This window comes from Roseibium aggregatum (assembly GCF_017309185.1).
GTDB classification, from domain to species: Bacteria; Pseudomonadota; Alphaproteobacteria; order Rhizobiales; family Stappiaceae; genus Roseibium; species Roseibium aggregatum_B.
Window position 1 is genome coordinate 151,021 of record NZ_JAEKJZ010000007.1, and the last position, 16,120, is coordinate 167,140.

Annotated in this window: 17 protein-coding genes; 14 read left to right on the forward strand and 3 right to left on the reverse strand. The window is 59.9% G+C overall.

Going from position 1 to position 16,120, the window contains the following annotated elements:
* The first annotated feature begins 87 nt into the window (after nucleotides 1–87).
* From JF539_RS24780 to JF539_RS24800, 5 genes are all read left to right on the forward strand, one after another.
* Complete coding sequence (locus tag JF539_RS24780) at nucleotides 88–621, forward strand: GNAT family N-acetyltransferase (protein ID WP_207143519.1); 534 nt, start codon at nucleotides 88–90, stop codon at nucleotides 619–621.
* Nucleotides 618–1,466: a 23S rRNA (adenine(2030)-N(6))-methyltransferase RlmJ gene (locus JF539_RS24785; protein WP_207143520.1), complete on the forward strand. Its 849-nt coding sequence runs from the start codon at nucleotides 618–620 to the stop codon at nucleotides 1,464–1,466. Before JF539_RS24780 ends, JF539_RS24785 begins: the two co-directional genes overlap by 4 nt.
* A gap of 95 nt (nucleotides 1,467–1,561) precedes the next feature.
* On the forward strand, nucleotides 1,562–2,008 hold the full coding sequence (locus tag JF539_RS24790) for a hypothetical protein (protein WP_209017581.1): 447 nt from the start codon (nucleotides 1,562–1,564) through the stop codon (nucleotides 2,006–2,008).
* 27 nt (nucleotides 2,009–2,035) lie between these two features.
* Nucleotides 2,036–2,698 carry a ribonuclease T2 family protein gene (locus JF539_RS24795; RefSeq protein WP_207143521.1) on the forward strand — a complete coding sequence of 221 codons (663 nt, stop codon included), beginning with the start codon at nucleotides 2,036–2,038 and terminating at the stop codon, nucleotides 2,696–2,698.
* Between the two features lie 44 nt (nucleotides 2,699–2,742).
* Nucleotides 2,743–3,393 carry a glutathione S-transferase family protein gene (locus JF539_RS24800; RefSeq protein ID WP_207143523.1) on the forward strand — a complete coding sequence of 217 codons (651 nt, stop codon included), beginning with the start codon at nucleotides 2,743–2,745 and terminating at the stop codon, nucleotides 3,391–3,393.
* Nucleotides 3,394–3,485: 92 nt separating this feature from the next.
* Here JF539_RS24800 and JF539_RS24805 read toward each other — a convergent pair whose 3' ends face one another.
* The gene (locus tag JF539_RS24805; protein ID WP_207143524.1) at nucleotides 3,486–4,154 is read right to left on the reverse strand and encodes an outer membrane protein; all 669 of its coding nucleotides are present in this window, start codon (nucleotides 4,152–4,154) and stop codon (nucleotides 3,486–3,488) included.
* 647 nt (nucleotides 4,155–4,801) lie between these two features.
* Here JF539_RS24805 and JF539_RS24810 point away from each other — a divergent pair.
* From JF539_RS24810 to JF539_RS24825, 4 genes are all read left to right on the forward strand, one after another.
* A complete protein-coding gene (locus tag JF539_RS24810; protein WP_207143526.1) occupies nucleotides 4,802–5,815 on the forward strand; it encodes a calcium/sodium antiporter in 1,014 nt (337 codons plus the stop codon).
* A 58-nt stretch (nucleotides 5,816–5,873) separates the two neighbouring features.
* Nucleotides 5,874–7,847, forward strand: coding sequence for an excinuclease ABC subunit UvrC (uvrC, locus tag JF539_RS24815; RefSeq protein WP_207143528.1), 1,974 nt, complete (start codon nucleotides 5,874–5,876; stop codon nucleotides 7,845–7,847).
* A 110-nt stretch (nucleotides 7,848–7,957) separates the two neighbouring features.
* Nucleotides 7,958–9,526, forward strand: coding sequence for a tetratricopeptide repeat-containing sulfotransferase family protein (locus JF539_RS24820; protein WP_207143530.1), 1,569 nt, complete (start codon nucleotides 7,958–7,960; stop codon nucleotides 9,524–9,526).
* Between the two features lie 136 nt (nucleotides 9,527–9,662).
* Nucleotides 9,663–10,790 carry an endonuclease/exonuclease/phosphatase family protein gene (locus JF539_RS24825; RefSeq protein WP_207143532.1) on the forward strand — a complete coding sequence of 376 codons (1,128 nt, stop codon included), beginning with the start codon at nucleotides 9,663–9,665 and terminating at the stop codon, nucleotides 10,788–10,790.
* A gap of 38 nt (nucleotides 10,791–10,828) precedes the next feature.
* Here JF539_RS24825 and JF539_RS24830 read toward each other — a convergent pair whose 3' ends face one another.
* The gene (locus JF539_RS24830) at nucleotides 10,829–11,266 is read right to left on the reverse strand and encodes an RrF2 family transcriptional regulator (protein WP_207143534.1); all 438 of its coding nucleotides are present in this window, start codon (nucleotides 11,264–11,266) and stop codon (nucleotides 10,829–10,831) included.
* 421 nt (nucleotides 11,267–11,687) lie between these two features.
* Here JF539_RS24830 and JF539_RS24835 point away from each other — a divergent pair, with 421 nt between their 5' ends.
* From JF539_RS24835 to JF539_RS24855, 5 genes are all read left to right on the forward strand, one after another.
* On the forward strand, nucleotides 11,688–11,981 hold the full coding sequence (locus tag JF539_RS24835) for an HlyU family transcriptional regulator (protein ID WP_207143536.1): 294 nt from the start codon (nucleotides 11,688–11,690) through the stop codon (nucleotides 11,979–11,981).
* A 276-nt stretch (nucleotides 11,982–12,257) separates the two neighbouring features.
* On the forward strand, nucleotides 12,258–12,830 hold the full coding sequence (pgsA, locus tag JF539_RS24840) for a CDP-diacylglycerol--glycerol-3-phosphate 3-phosphatidyltransferase (RefSeq protein WP_207143538.1): 573 nt from the start codon (nucleotides 12,258–12,260) through the stop codon (nucleotides 12,828–12,830).
* A gap of 53 nt (nucleotides 12,831–12,883) precedes the next feature.
* Nucleotides 12,884–13,135, forward strand: coding sequence for a molybdopterin converting factor subunit 1 (gene moaD, locus JF539_RS24845; protein WP_207143540.1), 252 nt, complete (start codon nucleotides 12,884–12,886; stop codon nucleotides 13,133–13,135).
* A gap of 3 nt (nucleotides 13,136–13,138) precedes the next feature.
* Complete coding sequence (locus JF539_RS24850) at nucleotides 13,139–13,618, forward strand: molybdenum cofactor biosynthesis protein MoaE (RefSeq protein ID WP_207143542.1); 480 nt, start codon at nucleotides 13,139–13,141, stop codon at nucleotides 13,616–13,618.
* Nucleotides 13,619–13,726: 108 nt separating this feature from the next.
* Nucleotides 13,727–15,034: a multidrug effflux MFS transporter gene (locus JF539_RS24855; protein WP_207143544.1), complete on the forward strand. Its 1,308-nt coding sequence runs from the start codon at nucleotides 13,727–13,729 to the stop codon at nucleotides 15,032–15,034.
* On the opposite strand, the gene JF539_RS24860 is transcribed toward JF539_RS24855, so the two are convergent.
* Nucleotides 15,035–16,108 carry an alcohol dehydrogenase family protein gene (locus JF539_RS24860; RefSeq protein WP_209017582.1) on the reverse strand — a complete coding sequence of 358 codons (1,074 nt, stop codon included), beginning with the start codon at nucleotides 16,106–16,108 and terminating at the stop codon, nucleotides 15,035–15,037.
* Between the last annotated feature and the right edge of the window lie 12 nt (nucleotides 16,109–16,120).

A 16,120-nucleotide genomic window follows, 5' to 3' on the forward strand; every position in this document is an offset into this window, starting at 1 on the left:
AGATCATCCGACTATCGGTGACGCCCTCGTGTATGCCTCCAACCGTCCCCGGATGGCTCACCTGTCTCAAGAGAAATCAGAAGCCCGATGACTGCCCAACTCACCGCCCTGACGATCCGGCCGTTTCAGCCGGGCGACCTGAGCGCGCTCCTGTCGCTGAACAACGCCGCCGTTCCCGCCGTGAACGAACTGACGGCGGAAGAGCTGCTCGATCTGGTCAACACCGCTCTTGTCTGCCTTGTCGCGGATCTGGACGGAACCCCGTCCGGCCTGCTGCTGTGCCTGGGAGACGGTGCCGACTATGACAGCCGGAACTATGCCTGGCTGAGCGCCCGGCTTGAGAATTTCGCCTATACCGACCGCATCTTCGTCGACGAGGCCCTGCGGGGCCGAAAGGCCGGGGAAGCGCTCTACGAAGCCTTGTTCCGCCGTCTTGCCGGCACAGGGCGCAGTTTTGTCTGCGAAGTCAACGAGCGCCCGCCCAACCCCGGCTCCCTGCGCTTTCACAACAGGCTCGGTTTCCGGGAGATCGGCAAGGCCGACCACGGCGACAAGGCGGTTGTCTATCTCAAGCGTGAACCGGAACCGGCCCCCGAAACCCCGGACCGGCCGGCGGCATGAACTACCGGCACGCCTATCACGCCGGCAATATCGGCGACGTTCTCAAACACGTCGTGCTTGCCCGCCTGATCGTCTATTTTCAGCGCAAGGACAAGGCGTTCCGCATTCTCGATACCCATGCGGGCATCGGCCTTTACGATCTGACATCCGAAGAGACCCTCAAGACCGGCGAATGGCGGCAGGGCATCGGCAAGGTTCTCGATGCGGAAATCCCGGACCAGGTCGCCGCACTGCTTTCTCCCTGGCTCGACGTGATCCACGATCTCAATCCGGACGGGGCACTGAAACGCTATCCGGGATCGCCCGCCCTGGCCCGCCATCTGATGCGGCCGAACGACCGGCTGACACTGACCGAACTGCATTCGGCGGATTTCGAAACCTTGTCGAAAGCCTTTGAAGGCGATCATCAGGTCAAGGCGATACATCTGGACGGCTGGCTGGCCATGGGCAGTTTTCTGCCGCCGAAGGAAAAACGCGGCATGGTTCTGATCGATCCGGCCTTCGAGGTTCCTGACGAGTTCGAACGCATGACCCGCGCGGTCGTCAAAGGCTGGAAAAAATGGTCCTCCGGCACCTATGCGCTCTGGTACCCAATGAAGGATGCCAGATCGATCCGGCGCATGCATGAAGCTTTCGAGGAGGCCGGTCTGCGCGATGTGCTGACGCTGGAACTCAACGTGGGAAAAAGCGGACCGGATACGCGAATGCTGGGTTCCGGCTTGACCGTGATCAATCCGCCCTACACGCTTGCGGAAGAAATGCGCACGGTGCTTCCCTGGCTCTGTGGCATTCTTCATCAAGGTGCCGGCGCGGGCTGGGACGTCTCGCAGCGGATAGAGGAATAATCGGTCCATTTATCACTTTTCACGGGTTCAAAGCTTGACCTCGTGAGCCGGCTCCCCCATCGTCTCCCCACAGTTTCCAGACCGGAGTTCTTGCCGTGCATACCGCCCGTTCCGTCCGTATGATCCTGTCCGCCATGGCCGTTTGCGCCACTGTGTCCGTGCCGGCGGCAGCGGAGGAAAACCGCGCCTATTTCTCTTTCAGCGGCGAAAAACGGTTACCCGAATGCACCGCTGCCGCGGTTCAAAGCGCGGTAGCCGGATCCGTGGCAAGGGCCTACGCGGGCTATTACGCCGGACGGACCATCGTGGGGATCGACCAGATCCAGGAAGTCGACTTCGACGTCAACAGGGTCAGTCCCCTCGCCCGGCGTTACTGCCGCGGCAAGGCAAGCCTGTCCGACGGCAGCCTTCAGTCCGTCCACTACCTGGTTGAAGAACACGCCGGTTTCGTCGGCGTAAGCTGGAACGTGGAAGCCTGTCTCGCGCCGCTCGACAAGTGGCATGTTTACGGCGCCCATTGCAGCACAACCCGGCCGCGCTGATCCGGGCCGGCCAAGGACCCTCCTGCGATGGCGTTTCCGAGTCGAGCCAGACACCGCCTCTGGCAGCTTTCCGCCTGCTTTATGATCTGCCTGTTTTCCACGCAGGCCCGAGCGGCGAACCCCGGACAGTTTGATTTTTACGTGCTGGCCCTTTCCTGGTCCCCCACCTATTGCAGGCAGCAGGGCGAGGACGCCAACCCGTATCAATGCGACGCCCGCCGGCCCTTCCGCTTCGTCGTCCACGGTCTCTGGCCCCAGTATGAGCGCGGCTTTCCTGAATCCTGCCCTGGTGTCCGGCAACGGATCGACCGGTCAATCGCCGTGGACATGGAAGACATCATGCCCAGCCATAACCTTGTCTTCCACGAATGGCGCACTCATGGAACCTGTTCCGGCCTCGAACCCGAAGCCTACTTCGAGCTTACCCGGAAAGCCTATCAGACAATCAGGATTCCAGGTGTTTTCGAAACTTTGGACAAACGCGGCAAGACCTCCGCCGCAACGGTCGAAAAAGCCTTCCGCCTCGCCAATCCGGGTCTCACGGAAAAGGGCATCGCCGTAATCTGCTCAAGGGGCGAACTGGAAGAAGTCCGGATCTGCCTGACCAAGGACCTGGAGTTCAGATCCTGCGCGGAAGTCGACCGGTCCGGCTGCCGCGCAAGTGGCATTTCGGTTCCGCCTCCCCGCTAACGACGGCCTGCTCGCCGGTTGGCAAAGTCCTGGAGTTCAAGATCATGATGAAACTACGCTCGTCTCCCGCCTCGCCCTTCGGCCGCAAGGTCAAGATCGCCCTCGCCGCCCTTGGGCTGAAGGACCGGGTCGAGGTTGAAAACGCCAACACCGCGGACCCGTCCGACAGCCTGCGCGGCGAAAACCCGCTCGGCAAGATCCCCGCCCTCCTCCTGGAAGACGGCAGCGTACTTTATGACAGCGCCGTGATCCTGGAGTATCTGGATTTTCTGGCCGGGGGCGGTCGGCTTTTTCCCAAGGGAGAGGCACGGTTCAAGGTCTTGCGGGACCAGGCGCTTGCCGACGGCATCATGGACGCCGGAATCCTGAGGGTCTATGAAAAGCGCTTTAAGGACCCCAAATACCGTGACCCTGCCTGGGACTCCTATCAGGCCGCCAAGATGGAGCGGGGCCTTGCCTATTTCGAAGCGCAAACACCCGCGCCCCCCTCTTCTTACGAGACCCTCGATGCGGCGGCTATCACGCTGGCCTGCACCCTCGGCTATCTCGACCTGCGCTTCGCCGGCCAGTGGCGCCAGGATCATCCCAGGCTGGTTGCCTGGCTCGATGCCTTCGAAGCGGCTGTCCCGGTCTTCGCCGACGGTAAACTGCCTCCCGCGCCCCTCGCGGAAAACGTGAACGAGCCGTTGCGATAACACCACCCGGCAGCTGGCCCGGAACTGGCGCCCACAAACGAAAACCGGCCCAAACGGGCCGGTTCGCGGTTTTCTTTTAGGCCGATCGACGGTTAGAACTTGTAACCGACGCCGAAGCGAACCTGACTGTCGCTGAAGTCCGAGCTCACGCCGGTTCCATTCAGGTTGAAATCTTCCTCGCCGAAATCCTGATAGACATATTCGAACCTTGCCGTGACATTGTTCGTGACCGCGGCTTCGCCGCCGACACCCAGTGTCCAGCCAAGAGCGGTCTTGCTGTCGCTGTCGCCATTGCCTTCAACTTCCAGGTCGGCAAGCGCCAGACCGCCGGCGCCGTAAATCAGGTACCGGTCGAAACTGTAGCCAAGTCTGGCACGAAGGTTGGAATTCCAGTCAGATTTGGAGGTGAGCGTGACACCGCCGTTGGTTTTGGTCTTTTCCAGATCGGTCAGGGTGAAATCCCCTTCCGCGCCGATCACGACATTCGGCGTGACCTGGAAGTTGTAGCCGGTAAACAGACCGCCTTCGACGCCGTTTGAATCGGTGTCGAGGTTGGCGCCGCCGGTGCGGTTGTCGAAGCTTCCGAAGGCCCAGCCGAGATTGCCACCGAGATAATACCCGGTCCAATCGAACGTCTGAATCTGAGTCGGAGCCGCGTCATAGGCGGGAGCCGGGGTCTGCGGAAGATCCGCGGCCCAAACCGGCGCAACACCGGTCGACGCGGCCGTCAAAGCCAAGCCTGCAAGTGCGAGACGTTTCATTTTAGGTACTCCAGATCCACATAACCCAAACTGAACCGTTAAGAATAACGGTTGATTTAGAGAAGGACGGGTTTCGCCGCGTCCTCACTCTCCCCAGAAGGCAGATATGGGCGCCGTTTGTGGCGGATCGGGACAGAGAATTGGGAATTTTGATGACAAATCAGGGCAATATTCTGACACCGTAAAGCGCTGCTTAAAGTGTTGCAAAATGCAACGCATATCGCATTCGCCCGGGCGCCGACCTGTTTACTCTCGTTAAAAATGCGTAATAAGCACCGCTGCGAAAAGCACATTTTCAGGCGCGGCCGCTTCGAAACGCCCGTCTTGCGGTCGATATAAGCCATGTCCGGCAACAATGGCAATTCGCTCTGCCAACCTCCCCCTGCAAGAACGTGGGACGTCGCTCGAGAAGGTCAGGCACCGGGAGGATGGCGACCGATCAAGCCGGCTTCCCCGCTCGAGACCTTTGCAGACCATCGTCACCGTCCTCTCCCGAAATAAAACCGGTAAGAGATGCAGCCTCCGTCCAAAGAACCTTGTTCCCGGCTTTCGCGATACCAATCTATTGCGTATAACGCGCGCACATGTCCTGAGCGCCCCTCCCCCGAACGCGCTGGCTTGATACAGACCCGAACCGGAACTCGTAAATGCTTTTTGACTATATCAGCCTCGCTGGCGGGCTCGTCGTTTTGATTATCGCCGGCGATGTTTTGGTCAGAGGGTCTGTCGGTATCGCTCAAAGGCTGGGTATTCCGAATCTCGTCATCGGTCTGACCATCGTCGCTTTCGGCACCTCCGCTCCCGAACTGGTGATTTCGCTGAAAGCCGCGCTGAACGGCTCCGGCGGTATCGCGATCGGCAACGTCATAGGCTCGAACATCGCCAACGTTCTTCTCGTCCTTGGCCTTCCGGCGCTGATTGCGGCAACCCCTTGCGGCGAGGCCGGCGCCACGCGGAACGCCTTTTTCATGGTCGCCGTGACACTGGTATTCGTAGGGCTCTGTTACCTTCCTCAGATCGGTCTTTGGGCCGGTGTCGTTCTTCTGACCCTTCTCGGCGGATTTCTCGCAGCGTCGACAATCGCCGCGCAGCGTCACCGCAAGCAGATGAAGACGATCGAGGCAAACGCGGCCGGAGCGGCCGTCGCTGATGGCGCCCTGGAGGACGACGATGCCCTGGAAGACGTGGAAGATGTTCCGGACTCGGTCTGGATCGCGGTTGTCTACGTCATCATGGGCCTGGCCGGCCTGCCGTTAGGCGCGCATTTCACGATCAACGGAGCAAGTTCGATTGCCTCTGCCTGGGGGGTCAGCGAGGCGGTCATCGGCCTTACGGTCATTGCCCTTGGAACCTCCCTGCCGGAACTTGCCACGACGGTCATGGCGGCCATCCGCCAGCACGGCGCGGTCGCCATCGGCAACGTTATCGGCTCGAACATCTTCAATCTTCTTGCCATCATCGGCATTACGGCAGTGGTCGTGCCGATTGACGTTCCGCCGGAAGTTCTGTCCCTGGACATCTGGGTGATGCTTGCCTGCGCCTTGCTCCTGACTGTGCTGGCCGGCTTCAGGGTGTGCCTGAACAAGATCACCGGACTGACGATGACCGCCGCCTATGTCCTCTATATCGCGACCGTCTATTTGCTGGGGCAATCGGTCTAAGGTGCGGCCCCATAAAATCTAGCTTTCCCGGAAGCGCTCAGGCGCTTAAATCTCTGTCATGCAGGACACCTCCGATTCTCATTCCACGGCCGAAGCGCCGGCCGACGACAGCCTCCCCGTCAGAAAGGGCGTTGAGGTAATCGCCGACGAGGTCAAGCGGTTGCCAAACGGTCCTGGGGTCTACCGGATGCTCGACCACAAGGGCGAGGTGCTTTATGTCGGCAAGGCCCGCAGCCTGAAAAAGCGCGTCACCAGCTACACCAGGCTGCAGGGGCAGTCGAATCGCATCATGCGCATGATCCTGGCGACGGCGGCGATGGAATTCGTGGTCACGAAGACCGAGCCCGAAGCGCTGCTCCTGGAAGCCAACCTGATCAAGAGGCTCCGCCCGCGCTTCAACGTTCTCCTGCGCGACGACAAATCGTTTCCGTATATTCTGGTGACCGGCGACCACGTTTCTCCTGCGATCGTGAAGCATCGCGGCGCCCGCAAGCGCAAGGGCGACTATTTCGGTCCGTTCGCTTCCGCCGGCGCGGTCGACAGGACGATCAACGCCCTGCAAAAGGCCTTTTTGATCCGCACCTGCTCCGACAGCTACTATGAAAACCGCACCCGCCCCTGTCTCCAGTACCAGATCAAGCGCTGCGCCGGCCCCTGCACCGGCGAGATCGGCCCGGAGGACTACAAGGGTCTCGTTTCGGAAGCCAAGGCGTTTCTGTCCGGCCGGAGCCAGCTGATCAAGAAGCAGCTTGCCGAACAGATGGAAGCTGCCTCCGCCGATCTCGAATTCGAACGTGCCGCCATCTACCGCGACCGGCTTTCGGCGCTTTCCCACGTTCAGGCACACCAGGGCATCAATCCGCAATCGGTCGAGGAGGCCGACGTCTTCGCCATCCACCAGGAAGGCGGCCAGACCTGTGTTCAGGTGTTTTTCTTCCGCACCGGTCAGAACTGGGGTAACCGCGCCTATTTTCCAAAGGCTGACAGAACCCTGGAGGAAGCCGAGGTTCTGGAGAGTTTTCTTGCCCAGTTTTACGACGACAAGCCCGCGCCGAAACAGATCCTGCTTTCCCATGAGCTTGCCGAACAGGAGCTGTTGTCGGAAGCCTTGAGCGAACGCACCGGGCGCAAGGTTGTGGTCGCAACGCCTCAAAGGGGAGAGAAGAAAGACCTGGTCGACCACGCCACCACCAACGCCCGCGAGGCGCTCGGCCGGCGCCTTGCGGAAACCTCCAGCCAGGCCCGGCTGCTGAAAGGTGTCGCGGAGGCTTTCGACCTGCCGTCGCCACCGCGCCGCATCGAGGTCTACGACAACTCCCACATCATGGGGACCAACGCGGTCGGCGGCATGATCGTCGCCGGTATTCAGGGCTTTACCAAGGGGCAATACCGCAAATTCAACATCAAGTCAGAGGATCTCGTGCCCGGAGACGACTACGGCATGATGCGAGAGGTTCTGACCCGGCGGTTCTCCAGGCTTCTCAAGGAACATGCCCGCGAGGACAAACCGGTGCCCGAAGACGATGCCGCCGTCGGGACGTCCGAGGACGAGCAGGAAGACGCCCAGGCCCAGATGGACATGCCTGCCTGGCCGGATCTCGTCCTGATCGACGGCGGTCAGGGCCAGCTCACGGCCGCCCGGGAAACCCTTCAGGACCTGGGCGTCACCGACGTCCCCTTGGTCGGGATCGCCAAGGGGCCTGACCGGGACGCGGGCCGCGAGAAGTTTTTCATACCCGGCAGACAGTCTTTCATGTTGCCGGAACGCGATCCTGTCTTGTATTTCGTTCAGCGTCTGCGCGACGAGGCCCACCGCTTCGCCATCGGCAGCCATCGCGCCCGGCGGAAAAAGGACATCGTCAGGAACCCACTGGACGAAATCGCCGGCATCGGCCCGACCCGCAAGAAAGCCCTTTTGCGCCATTTCGGAACGGCGAAAGCCGTATCGAAGGCCGGCATTGACGACCTGTCGGCCGTTCCGGGCATTTCGGAAGCCATAGCCAGGCTCGTCTACGATCACTTTCATGAATAGGCACGCCGGTTACCAACCGCAATCAGGGTGTGCTATACAGCCCGCAAATCGATGACGAGGCGAAAGCAAGCAGAGCAGGATCGCCCGCCGGAAACCGGACAGATATCAGAATGATCCCTTCTTTCGACGACGCCCTTCAACTGCTGGCCGAGGAAAAATACGCGGCCGCAAAAGAGGCCTTTCTCCGATTGAACGAGATTGCCCCGGATGACGCCCGCGTCCATTTCGGGCTGGGATCGATCCTGCATCACGACGACCGTGTCGATGAAGCCCTGCATCATTTGCAGGCGGCCGCGAAAATCGCCAAGACCAAGGGCGTCGTCTTTACCAAGCTCGCCGAGGTGCTTCTTGAATCCGACGAGGCGGAAGAAGCGCTGGAGGCAGCCCGCAAAGGGGCTGCGCTCGACAGGAAATCCGCCTATGCGCAAGTCGTCGTTGCGCGGTGCTACAGCAAGCTGTTGCGCGTCGTCATGGCGAAAACACACATCGAAAACGCCCTCCGGCTTGACGCCGGGTCGACGGATGCGCTCCTCGAACTGTCGTCTCTCGAAGCTCAGCTGGGCAACTTCGAAAAAGCCCGGGACCTGATCGAAGAGGCCTATCGGCTCGATCCCGACTCCGCCGACGTCATCACCCGGAAGCTGACGATGGATTCACCAGGCTCGGAGTCGCCTGTCGTCACGAAAGCGGCCGAAATCGTTGAAACGGAACCGGAAAAGGTCGGCAGGCAGGATATCGGAATATTGTCGTTCCGGGTCGCCAGCGTTTTCGAGAAGGAAAAGAATATCGGAAAGGCCTTCTACTACTACGAAAAGCATCGCGATCTGCTCTACGACAAGTATGACAATGACCGACGCAGGCGCCAGATAGACGTCTACAGACAGATCTTCACGAAGGAATTTTTCGAAAGCCGGAAGACGGCGGCCCTGACATCCGAGAAGCCTGTCTTCGTGTTCGGCATGCCCCGTTCCGGGACCACCCTGACCGAGCAGATCATCGCGAACCACAAGCTGGCCCACGGTGTCGGTGAATGCACCTACTTTACGAGGCTTCAGAAAGACTATTTCGGCAGCAGATATTTCTCGAAGAACCTGCTGACAAAATTGTCGTCCATGCAGGAAAAAGACTTCAAGCGTGTCGGCAAAGGGTATTTGAAGACGATCGAATCCAGCAACAAGAAAGCCATTCGGATCGTCGACAAGATGCCGCATAATTTCGAGATGCTCTGGATGCCGGCATTGCTGTTTCCCAACGCGAAATTCATCCACCTGAACCGCGATCCCGCGGACAATTGCTGTTCGATCTACACAAGTTCCTTCAATCGCTCCCACTCCTACAGCATCGACCAGGAAACACTCGGGGAATATTACCTTCTCTACCGGGAAATGATGGATCTCTGGCGTTCGACGCTGCCCGTGGAGATTTACGATCTGAGCTACGAAAACCTTGTCGAAGACCAGGAAACCGAAACCAGAAAGCTGATCGACCATATCGGCCTGAACTGGGACCCGGCCTGCCTGGAATTCTACAACAGCGACAGCCAGGTCTTCACGGCAAGCCAGAGCCAGGTGCGTCAGCCGATTTACAAATCCTCCAGGGGACGCTGGAAAAGATACGAAGAGCACATCCAACCGCTGTTGAGGAGCCTTGGAATGCTTGAAAACGAGACGGTAAGCTGACATCGGATATACATTGACCGTCATGCCGACTATCGCGGCGCGACAAGTTCCGGCATGGCGGGACTTATCGCACGAGGCTTCGGCATGCTATGATCCCGGGGTGTTTTGCACCCACCGCTTCTGAATCGATCCCCCGATGCCTTTTTCCACTTCCCGCTCCAACAGGCCGCTCCTCGTGTCCTGCTTTTCCCTGGTCTGCTGGCTTAGCTGTCTCGGCGCCGTTACGGCCGGCGCGTTGGGCCTTTCGGCCTTTGTCGCCTCCGATTATTGGATCGCGGACAACATGAGCTTCTTTCTGAAGCAGTTCCTGGCCACAGGCCTCATCGGCTCTCTCGCCGGAGTGCTCGGACTGATCGTACAGCACCGGTGGCATCGGCTTTACAAGGCTCTTTGCACGCTGGGTTTCCTGTTCCTTGTCGTCCTGGCGGGTCTCACCGGAAGCCGCACACTGGCCAACACCGTTGCACTTTCGCAATCGGACAACGGCGGGCGCCCGATCAAGATCGTGTCCATCAACATCGAACGCCTGTTCCTGGCTGACCCGGTTCTCAAGGCGTTTCTGCAAAAGGAAAACCCGGATATCGTGGTCTTGCAGGAGGCCGCCTGGTGGTTTCAGAAGCAACGCTGGGAGCGTTACGAACTTCCCTACGGCAATGCGGGCGTCGCAGGCTTTCCCCAGTATCTCAAGGTCGGAGAACTTGGCGGCCTCGTCGTCTATTCCCGTTACCCGATCCTGAGCGAAGAATCGCGCATCGTTAAGGGCATCCCGCAGCCTGGCATCAGTGTTTACCACGACGTGGACCGGGAAGTCCTGAGCCTGACCCTCGACACGGGCAAGGCCCCCCTTCACCTGATCGCGGTTCATCCGGACAGCCCCAGAAGTCAGGACCGCTGGACGAGCAAACGCGCTTACCTCGACGAACTGGACAAGACGATCGCGCAGGCCAAATCGGACCACGGCGGCAACGTGATCGCGATCGGCGACTGGAACAGTTCTCCCTGGTCGGAACGGTTTCAACGCACCCTGACCGCCAACAACGTGCAAACGGCCTACCCGGACGGGTGGCCCCATAACACACGGTTCTTTTTCGACTACCGGCTGTTGACAATTCTCGGGGCGCCGGTCGACCAGTTCGTCGTTTCACCGGATCTCGCCGTCGCCGGAGTGTCCCTCGGCCCCGACATCGGCTCCGACCATGTTCCCCTGATCGTGGAAATCGACCCCACCGCCCCTCGGATCGAACCTGCCGGCCGCGACGAGTAGAAGCTCGCCTGGTCGCGCATTCCGGTGTCCCGGCGGGGTCAATTCCCTTCAATTGCGTTCTTGAAACCACCGGAATTGGCCACAAGATCCTTGAGGGTCAGGGTTCCCAGAACCCCAAAAAAGGCATCCAGGGCGGCTTTCAGGCCAGGCTTTAGTCCACAGACCTGCGTGAGCGCGCACCGGCAGTCACTCGAGGCGGAAAAACACACGGCCAGTTGAAAGTCGGTCTCCATCAGCCTGACGACATCGGAGACCGAAATGTCTTCAGGCGGCATGTTGAGCCAGATCCCGCCCGTGCGCCCCGCGCTGGTTTCGATATAGCCGGCTTTTCGCAGGGTTTGAACGGCAGCGACAACCTGCGACCGGTGCGCGTGGCAATTCTCGACAATCAGGTCGATGGAACACCGGTCTTCGGCATGCACCGCGAGATACATGAGAATTCGAAACGCGGCATCCGTGCGTTCGGTCAAACGCATAGTGGCTCATTCTGTTGGCGGCGACAGGGTCTGCCTCATCGAACTCAAACCGCACCTGCCAGATTCCTGTTCGGAGCGGTTGCTACAATCCCTTTGTTTATGAGCACCTTATACTATATATTCGCAATTTCATATATATATTAATTGTAATTATTCACATTATCTTTTTAACCAGCATGCAAGAAGACACCTCGCGACTGAAACCCGGCTTGCAGGGCAGCAGGCCCTGCCGCAGGAACGCCCTAAGAAGATCGCCAGAAACCGTAGGGCTCGAGCCACACCGGACAGGCCCGCAACCACGAAACTCAAATCCTGGGTTCGCCGGATCTTTGTCCTTGCCGGCCCGCCCCGTGCACGTGCATCTTGAAGCCCCTTCCCACCACCCTTAAAAGAAGTCAGACAGTTGAGGAGAACACCCACGATGCTTGGCAATTTGTTCAAATCCATGTTCGGGTCTTCAGGCGAAGGACCGAAAAAAAGCACGTCCAAGGTCACGGCGGTTTCCTATGACGGATACGAAATCTTCGCCGAACCGCAGCCCGCGGGCAGTCAATGGCAGGTGTCGGGACGGATCGAAAAGACAATCGGCGACACGGCCAAGGTACACCGCTTCATCAGGGCGGACACGTTACCCGACGAAGAAGGCGCAGCGAACGAGATGATCCGAAAGGCCAAAATGATGATTGACCAGCAGGGCGATACGATATTCGATTGACCGGGGTCCCGTCCCGGACGCCCCCCCAGAGTATGGACCCATAAAATCTCGTTTTCAGGTCGACCGGAAAATGGCTGTATCCAAGACGAAAAATCGCGGAAAAACCGGCTATGGAGGGCTTTTCCCGAGCTCTCCTGTGCCGGATTGATGCCTGAAAGCTAGAATTTATGGGTCCGTACACTGGTCTGCGAGACACGCGCTTTGAGGACTGGCGCACGAGAAGAGAGACCTCCCGAAAACACCGCTTGCGGCGCCCGCCGAATTCTGAAAGCCGACATGAAACGTAAAATAGTCTTGAGCCTGCCTAACCTGCTGACCTACGGACGCATTCTGGCTGTACCTGCGGTTGCCGCCTGTTTTTATTTCGAGGGCGTCACGGCGCGCTGGATCGCCCTGGGTCTTTTCATTGTGGCGGCCATTACGGATTTCTTCGACGGTTATCTCGCCCGGGCCTGGCAACAACAATCCGCCCTCGGGCGCATGCTGGACCCGATCGCCGATAAACTGCTCGTTTCCGTCAGCCTCCTGATGCTGGCCGCCGACGGAACGATCGGAAACTGGTCGCTTGTCGCTGCAATCATCATTCTGTGCCGCGAAATTCTCGTGTCCGGCCTTCGCGAGTTCCTGGCCGAGCTGCAGGTCAGCGTTCCGGTGACCAAACTGGCAAAGTGGAAGACGACGGTTCAACTGGTCGCCATCGCCTTTCTTCTGGCCGGCCCCGCGGGCGACACGATCTTTCCCTATACGACGCTGACCGGGCTGACCGCTCTTTGGCTTGCGGCCATCCTTACCCTATATACGGGATACGACTACTTCCGGGCCGGCATCGGCCATCTCATCACCGAATAAACTCAAGGCCGCGCCCCTGGCGTCGAGGCGAAGGATCATTTTCGAGAGGTCTCATGAATATTCGATATTTCGCCTGGGTGCGGGAACGCGTCGGTGTCGAGGAGGAAACAATTGATGTTCCGGGCAACGTCAAGACCGTCGCCGACCTGATCGCCCATCTCAAGTCGCTCGACGAAAACCATGCGGCGGCCTTCGAGGAAGACGAAGCCATCCGCGTTGCCCTGGACCAGATGCATGTGGAGCAGGACGCGGCTCTCGGCGATGCGCGGGAAGCGGCCTTCTTCCCCCCGATGACAGGCGGCTGAAACGTGACCGTACGACCGCTCGTCAGGGTTCAGCCGGAGGATTTCGATGTCCGCGAAGAAACCTTGCGGCTCACCGAAGGCCGCAAGGATGTCGGCGCACTCGTCAGTTTCACCGGGCTTTGCCGCGACGAGGCCGGCACCTTGAGCGCATTGGAACTGGAGCATTATCCCGGCATGGCGGAGGCCGAACTTGTCCGCATCTCGCAACAGGCCCTGGAACGCTGGCCCCTGACCGGCCTGACCGTTATCCACCGCCACGGAAAGATTGTACCGGGCGAAAATATCGTGCTGGTGATCGCCGCGTCCGCCCATCGTCGCGCCGCATTCGAGGCCGCCGATTTTCTGATGGACTACCTGAAGACCCGGGCTCCCTTCTGGAAGAAGGAACACTTCGTGTCAGGCAGCGGGGGACGCTGGGTTGACGCCAAGACCGGCGACACGGAAGATGCCGCGCGCTGGACCGAAAAAGAAAATCGCTCTTAAGACTTGCGCAACCTCAAGACGTATTATTGAAATTAGCAATATCCCGCCCTCCAGGTCCAAGGGTCTGGCTCCCTTCAGGCATGGCGCCTTTTTGATGGTTCTGACAACGTGAAACATACCGACGACCTTTCCAGCGCTTCCGCGGCCGGCTCAGACGGACACGCATCCCGCTCTTCGGGCAACGAGGAGGTCTTGCAGAACCCCGGGGTACCGATTGCCGAATTCGTGACCATCATCGCAATGATCATGGCCCTGAACGCCATGGCGATTGACGTCATGTTGCCGGCCCTTCCGGCCATCGGCGACGCGCTCAATATCGTCGAAGACAATCACCGGCAACTCATCCTGTTGTCCTATCTGATCGGCTTCGGCGGCGCTCAGCTTTTCTTCGGGCCGATCACCAATGCCTACGGCCGGCAGAAGGTCATGGTGGGCGGGCTTGCCCTCTACAGCCTGGCCAGCGTCGGCGCCATCTTCGCCTCCGACCTCGATCAGTTGCTTCTGGCCCGTGTCCTCCAAGGAGTTGGATGTGCCGGGGCTCGGGTGGCAGCACTTTCCGTCGTGCGGGATTGCTACACCGGTCGTCATCTCGGCAAGATCATGTCCCTGGTCATGATGGTTTTCATGGCTGTTCCGGTCGTCGCGCCGACAATCGGCCAGGCAATCCTGCTCGTCGCCGGCTGGCACTGGATTTTCGCCATGTTGCTTGTTTCCGGTGTCGCCATGCTTTTCTGGACGTCATCGCGGCTGCCGGAAACCCTGGTCGTCGAAAAACGGCGGCCAATGGTGCTTTCGAGCATCCTCGAGGATTATCTCACCGCTCTGAAGACCCGCGCATGCATTGGGTATTCGGTCGGAACCGCCTTCATTTTCGGAGGCCTGTTTTCCTTTCTGGCCATGTCACAACAGATCTTTGTCGACATCTACGGCCTGGGACAGATGTTTCCGATCGTCTTCGGCATAACCGCTATCACCATGGCGGCGGCGTCTTTCATGAACTCGCAACTCGTCGAGGCAATCGGCATGCGCCGCCTGTCGCATGCCGCCGCTCTGGTTTTTACCGCCGGCGGCGCCTCGCTCTACCTGCTTGCTTCGATCGGAGAGGTTCCCTTCCTGCTCTTCTTCGTGATCGCAACCCTGATCATGACGTCTTTCGGTTTCCTCGGCGCGAACTTCAACGCCATGGCGCTGGAGCCGCTCGGCGCGATTGCGGGAACCGCGTCCTCGGTGATCGGCTTTATCTCCACGCTCGGCGGTGCCCTTCTGGGCTACGTCATGGGCCAGCTCTTCGACGGCACCGTCCAGCCCCTGGGCCTTGCCTATACCATCTATGGCCTGTGCGCGATGGGGAGCATTCTCTACGCGGAGCGGGGTCGCATGTTCCACGCGCTGGACCGGCACGAAGACGAGCGTTGATCAAGCCACCTGAATGCCGATCTTGCCGATGAAGGACTTGGCCAAGAAGCTTTCCTGCGCCTGCCTCAGATCCCGCAACGGATAGACTTCGGCGACCACCGGCCGGATTTCCCCGGCTTCGATGTAACCGACAAGATCCGTGAAGACGGTATCGGGCTGGAACGTGCTTCCAAACAGCGACAGGTCACGCAGATAGAGCGTGCGCAAATCGAGTTCGACGATGGGACCGGCTATCGCCCCTGACGTGACATAGCGCCCGCCATTGCGCAGGGCATCGATCCAATCGTTCCAGCGGGCGCCCCCCACGAGATCGAGAACCACATCGAAGGATCGTGCGGGCAGCTCGGCATCCCGATCGAGCGTTTCGTCCGCGCCCAGAGCCCGCAGGGCGGACGCCTTCCCCGGGCTCGTTACGGCCGTTACATGCGCACCGCGCCGTTTTGCGAGCTGGACGGCCGCCGAGCCGACGCCTCCCGAGGCCCCGGTGACAAGCACCCGGTCCGCGCCGACCGCGCCGCGCTGGATCATGCCTTCCGCCGTGGAGAAAGCACAGGGAAAGGTCGCGAGTTCGACATCGCTCAGATCTGAGTCCACGGCGACGGCATCATGCGAAAGAACCGAGGTGTACTCGGCGAACGCGCCGTTGCGTTCCGACCCGAATGTCGAAACGCGCGAATCGGCGTCGCCTTCGGCGACCGATTGCAAAGCCCGCACCAACACCCTCTCGCCGACCCTGCCCGTTGAAACACCCTCCCCGACGGCAACGATCTCACCGCAGCAATCCGCACCTTGAACGAGAGGAAAGCCGAGCGGCGCACCCGTCCAGCTGCCGTCCGCATCTATATCCGCGGTGTAGCCGGCGGCTGCGCCTTCGGCGGTGTCCCCACGCACGGATTTCGAGTACCAGCCCGTTCGAGTGTTGACGTCGGTGTTGTTCACCGCCGACGCTCCGACCCGGATCAGGACCTCGTTTTCGGATGGCAGCGGAACCGGCAGGTCTTCCCGCCAGACGAGCCGGTCCAGTCCGCCATGTCCCGTCAGCACCATACCTTTCATGGTCCCACGATATATCATTTCGCCCTCATG

Excerpts from the sequence above, each read along its gene's own strand:
- JF539_RS24780 (WP_207143519.1), top strand. The coding sequence starts at position 88 with ATGACTGCCCAACTCACCGCCCTGACGATCCGGCCGTTTCAGCCGGGC.
- JF539_RS24785 (WP_207143520.1), top strand. The coding sequence starts at position 618 with ATGAACTACCGGCACGCCTATCACGCCGGCAATATCGGCGACGTTCTC.
- JF539_RS24795 (WP_207143521.1), top strand. The coding sequence starts at position 2,036 with ATGGCGTTTCCGAGTCGAGCCAGACACCGCCTCTGGCAGCTTTCCGCC.
- JF539_RS24800 (WP_207143523.1), top strand. The coding sequence starts at position 2,743 with ATGATGAAACTACGCTCGTCTCCCGCCTCGCCCTTCGGCCGCAAGGTC.
- JF539_RS24805 (WP_207143524.1), bottom strand. The coding sequence starts at position 4,154 with ATGAAACGTCTCGCACTTGCAGGCTTGGCTTTGACGGCCGCGTCGACC.
- JF539_RS24810 (WP_207143526.1), top strand. The coding sequence starts at position 4,802 with ATGCTTTTTGACTATATCAGCCTCGCTGGCGGGCTCGTCGTTTTGATT.
- uvrC (WP_207143528.1), top strand. The coding sequence starts at position 5,874 with ATGCAGGACACCTCCGATTCTCATTCCACGGCCGAAGCGCCGGCCGAC.
- JF539_RS24820 (WP_207143530.1), top strand. The coding sequence starts at position 7,958 with ATGATCCCTTCTTTCGACGACGCCCTTCAACTGCTGGCCGAGGAAAAA.
- JF539_RS24825 (WP_207143532.1), top strand. The coding sequence starts at position 9,663 with ATGCCTTTTTCCACTTCCCGCTCCAACAGGCCGCTCCTCGTGTCCTGC.
- JF539_RS24830 (WP_207143534.1), bottom strand. The coding sequence starts at position 11,266 with ATGCGTTTGACCGAACGCACGGATGCCGCGTTTCGAATTCTCATGTAT.
- JF539_RS24835 (WP_207143536.1), top strand. The coding sequence starts at position 11,688 with ATGCTTGGCAATTTGTTCAAATCCATGTTCGGGTCTTCAGGCGAAGGA.
- pgsA (WP_207143538.1), top strand. The coding sequence starts at position 12,258 with ATGAAACGTAAAATAGTCTTGAGCCTGCCTAACCTGCTGACCTACGGA.
- moaD (WP_207143540.1), top strand. The coding sequence starts at position 12,884 with ATGAATATTCGATATTTCGCCTGGGTGCGGGAACGCGTCGGTGTCGAG.
- JF539_RS24860 (WP_209017582.1), bottom strand. The coding sequence starts at position 16,108 with ATGATATATCGTGGGACCATGAAAGGTATGGTGCTGACGGGACATGGC.